This window comes from Methanospirillum sp., assembly GCF_035560735.1.
Classification (GTDB): Archaea; Halobacteriota; Methanomicrobia; order Methanomicrobiales; family Methanospirillaceae; genus Methanospirillum.
Window position 1 is genome coordinate 1 of sequence record NZ_DATMYY010000286.1, and the last position, 3,789, is coordinate 3,789.

The window sequence follows — 3,789 nt, forward strand, 5'->3', positions numbered from 1 at the left end:
CAGATCCAGATCCAGAAGATGGCGGGGCATACGAGGTTACAGGCATAAAAGCCGATGCAAATAATGCAGGTGCAAATAGTGAGGTACCCGAAGCTGAAGAGAACTCAGGTAGGTTTACATTAAGATCTTTCATTGAACTGACAACCCGATCTCCGACCCCAAGAGCTGTTCCATATACAAGCCACTCACCCCACATGGAAATATCAGAAGGGGCATAGCGTTTGATAAGGACTGCATCAGACAGAAATGATCTGAACGAGTCCCATCTAAGTTTTTCTTCGTACGTATCGCCTTTCCATCTCCCAAAGAGGGTTGCAGGAAAGAGCATGCCAACCAGTCCCTGAAGAAATGCTGCTCCTGACAAGATTGTTGCAGTAAATCCCAGGGGAGCGTTGCTTCCGGCAATAGCAGTAAAAATTGAGAACAGCAACCAGATGATTGGAATAATCAGGAGAGGCACCAGATATCCACGCCCATCCTCAATATAATGTGACTCAAGGTAAGAACTGGAGTAAGAAGTGAGTGACTTGAGTTCCTCCTGATAGGCGAGTAAGGCAGTTCGAACAGATGAATCTGAATTTGCTGCATCGGCCATTGATGCAAGAGAGCCGGTATCGATTACATTGTCTGTTGCAATCCGCCTGAATGTATTGAGAACAGTCTGTTCATATGCATCAGTTGATTGGTCTTTCAGAATTGTTATTGTCAGGTCGCTACTATCAGGTTTCTGATCTATTCTGATGAGCTTCTGCCTATGCATGTCAAGCAGAGTTGCATAAAGCCCTTCATTTCCGAATTCTTCAGGATCACCTTCAAAGATAAGATTCACCATCCATGGCTTAAGTGAAGGATCCGGAACAACACTGAGATGTTCGGGAACAATAAACGGTTTTTCTCTTCCTTTCAGATACCATATCAGGAGGAGAAGAACGGGAATAAGAATGAGAAGTATGAGTGAAACCGCGTATGCAATATAGGGTGTAGTAGTAAGGATCGCAGAATACCACGGGTTTGCAGCATTTGTTTTCTCCAGTACCTTCACCGATCCCAGATCACTGACTTTACCACGAATCTGGTCGCCTGCACCTCGGTCAAGTACCAATTCAAAGCCGAGTGGTATATCACTTAAAGCGCTGCCAGTAATGACAAAGGAATCACCTGACTTTGTGACCTTTAATCCTGCAGGATGCGGAAATACCTCCTTAACCCGGTCAGCAGGGATGGTGATGGTTACAGACTGATACGCAACATGATCAGTAGCAAGATCTATATTAAGATGGTCTGCATCTGAACCACGCTCTATCGGTGGAGAGATAACCCAGGAGTATGCAACTGGCCAGGTTCCAGCGGAATAATAACCGGGGTCAAATGCTCCAGCCTCATTACTCTGGGCATGATTTTGAATAAGGGTCTGATCAGTTTTCCCAGCTCCCTCCATGTGAACGACTCCGGCGTAATCCTTTAGGTATGAATACGCTCCACGAGGAACAGTGACACTAATTAATGAAACTGGTGCGGCGACAGATATTCCATAACTCACCGGAACATTAAAGATTCTGTTCAGGCTCCGATAGGTCTGATCTGACTTTACTACATATTGATACGACTCATTCAGACTTCCGTCATATGACCAGGAACTGTGATAATCGGAGACTACAAGATCTCCTTGTATAAGTGTAGAAACGAACCCTCCAAGCCAGAATCCCACAATTCCAATTATTATAGCAGTGATTATTACCACTGCCAGCTGGCGAACTTCTCCCATTTCCTATTCTCCTCCGACTATGGACCGCCAGAAATAACTAGACCCCAGATCTGCTTTTCCCCATGCATCATAGAGATCAAAGTCTTCTCTGAATGATCACTACAGACCACTGACTGGCGGCACCCAAATATCTACATTTCAGTTGCAGACTTTCCACAGACCTGACAGAAGGTATTCTGCTGAATCATACCATTCGTATGGAAAACTCAGTCTGGTCCGGCTATATATCTGACGGTCTCTAAAAAAAGATGAAAAAAAGATCCTCGAAAAATTATTCCACTGTTTCTTCTGGGAGATGATCAGTAACAAAGGTTCTGATATCCTTGATAAATTTAGTCGCCTCTTCAGATGAGCCGGTGCTGCGGGCGTATTCTACCATCATGCAACGCTCCAGGATTGGTGCAATTATCTTGGCATCCATGCCCTGGTTTCTGGCAAGAGAGAGTATCTCCTCTGTAGTATAAGCAGTTCCCAAACCTTTTGTTTGTGAGATAAAGAACCGGAGAGCCTGACCGAAGAGAACGTAAGCATCCTTGATCCGATCTTCCCCGAGAGCCTTTTCAGCATTAATCAAGTATTCTTCAGTTTTCGTTTTGATATCAACCGGCTCAACAAGGATAGGGAGTTCTTCCTCTGGCTCAATACTCTTCTTTTGATAATACCGGTACCCGGCCCAGCAACAGAGGCAGATTAAAATAATGAGCAGAATGATCCCGATATACCACCCTATCGGGGTCTCTTCTTCTTTCTTCACAGTTACAGATTCAACTGTTCCGTTCCTGATTATTGAAGAGATAGTGGCATTCTTTCCATTTAAAGTATTATACTGCTCATCAATTTTTGTTTCATTAGGCGTTATGGTCTGTGTACCACCTGTCTGGTTGTAACCGGCCTGTTGAAGATTTTTCTTCTCTGCCTGGTACCTAGGATCATCTGCTAAAGAAGAAGGAATTGGAAGAGATTCATTCGAACTTGCAGTCAGTTTTTCAAGTGACCCATTCTGGATATCTCCATCGAGAGAAACACCCTGATTCTTATCATTCTGATACTGGGCAGATACAGTTCCCTCACCCTTGCCTTCTGCAGAGATACTTCCATCTTTCTGTTGGTACCCTGCATTCTTTAGATCCTGATTAACCTGACTCAGTAAGGGATCCTGGTGCATCTTGTCAGCAAGTTCCTGTTGATCTTTCTTATTCTGACTTGTCTCTTGTGCTAACTGTTGCTGAAGGGCAGATGATTGTGCATTCATCTGATTATTCTGCAATGCCTGTTGTGCATTCTGTGACTGAGATCCGCTGCCAGATCCCGATGATGACATCCCCTTACTGGAAAGCATCTGTTGCATCATCTGCTGATTCTGCTGCTTTAATGCATTCATCTGCTGGTCCATTTCATCAAAGGGATCAGAACTCTGACCCTGGCCTGCAGGTTTCTCCTCACTAGTTGTTGATGTCAGGGGGGAACCAGCACTACCTGACTGCGATGATTTTGAGCTCTGTGAAGAACCGGATGAACCCTGATTCTGTGCTGTCTGATTGGGAACAAACTGCACTGTAAATGGCGGAAGTTCTGATACAAAATCCTTACCGCTGTCTCGGTAATGCATGTACAGGCTGACTTCAAATTCTGCCAGATCAGCTGAACTCAGGGTAATTGCATTTTGTGAACTGCCAGGACTGATTGGAAATGACTGTGACTGAGAATTTGTCTGAGAGAACGAGAATCCTTTCTGTGACTGTTTTCTAGTCAGAGTATATTCAAGGGTCCCAACATTTGTCTTTGGAAATGAACTCTCCACAACAAATGGAACCCGGGCTTCTTCCCCAGCCGGGAATGTATACTCACTCTGGCTTGTTTTGAGAGTGACATCACTTGCAAAGGCAGGATATATGGCAAAGGCAGCCAGAATGAGAATGGCTGCAAAAGTATACTTCATTGAATAATCCTCCTTCTTCCGTATCTGAGCACTATCTCGGCTACCATAAGGATCATAGCAATAACAAAGAACCAGTCCTTTATAC

At 44.5% G+C, this 3,789-nt stretch carries 2 protein-coding genes; both read right to left on the reverse strand.

Going from position 1 to position 3,789, the window contains the following annotated elements; genetic code table 11:
- A partial coding sequence (locus VN429_RS08125) for a DUF2207 domain-containing protein (RefSeq protein WP_325631921.1) occupies positions 1–1,765 on the reverse strand: 1,765 nt, incomplete at its 3' end.
- 271 nt (positions 1,766–2,036) lie between these two features.
- On the reverse strand, positions 2,037–3,704 hold the full coding sequence (locus tag VN429_RS08130; RefSeq protein WP_325631923.1) for a hypothetical protein: 1,668 nt from the start codon (positions 3,702–3,704) through the stop codon (positions 2,037–2,039).
- Between the last annotated feature and the right edge of the window lie 85 nt (positions 3,705–3,789).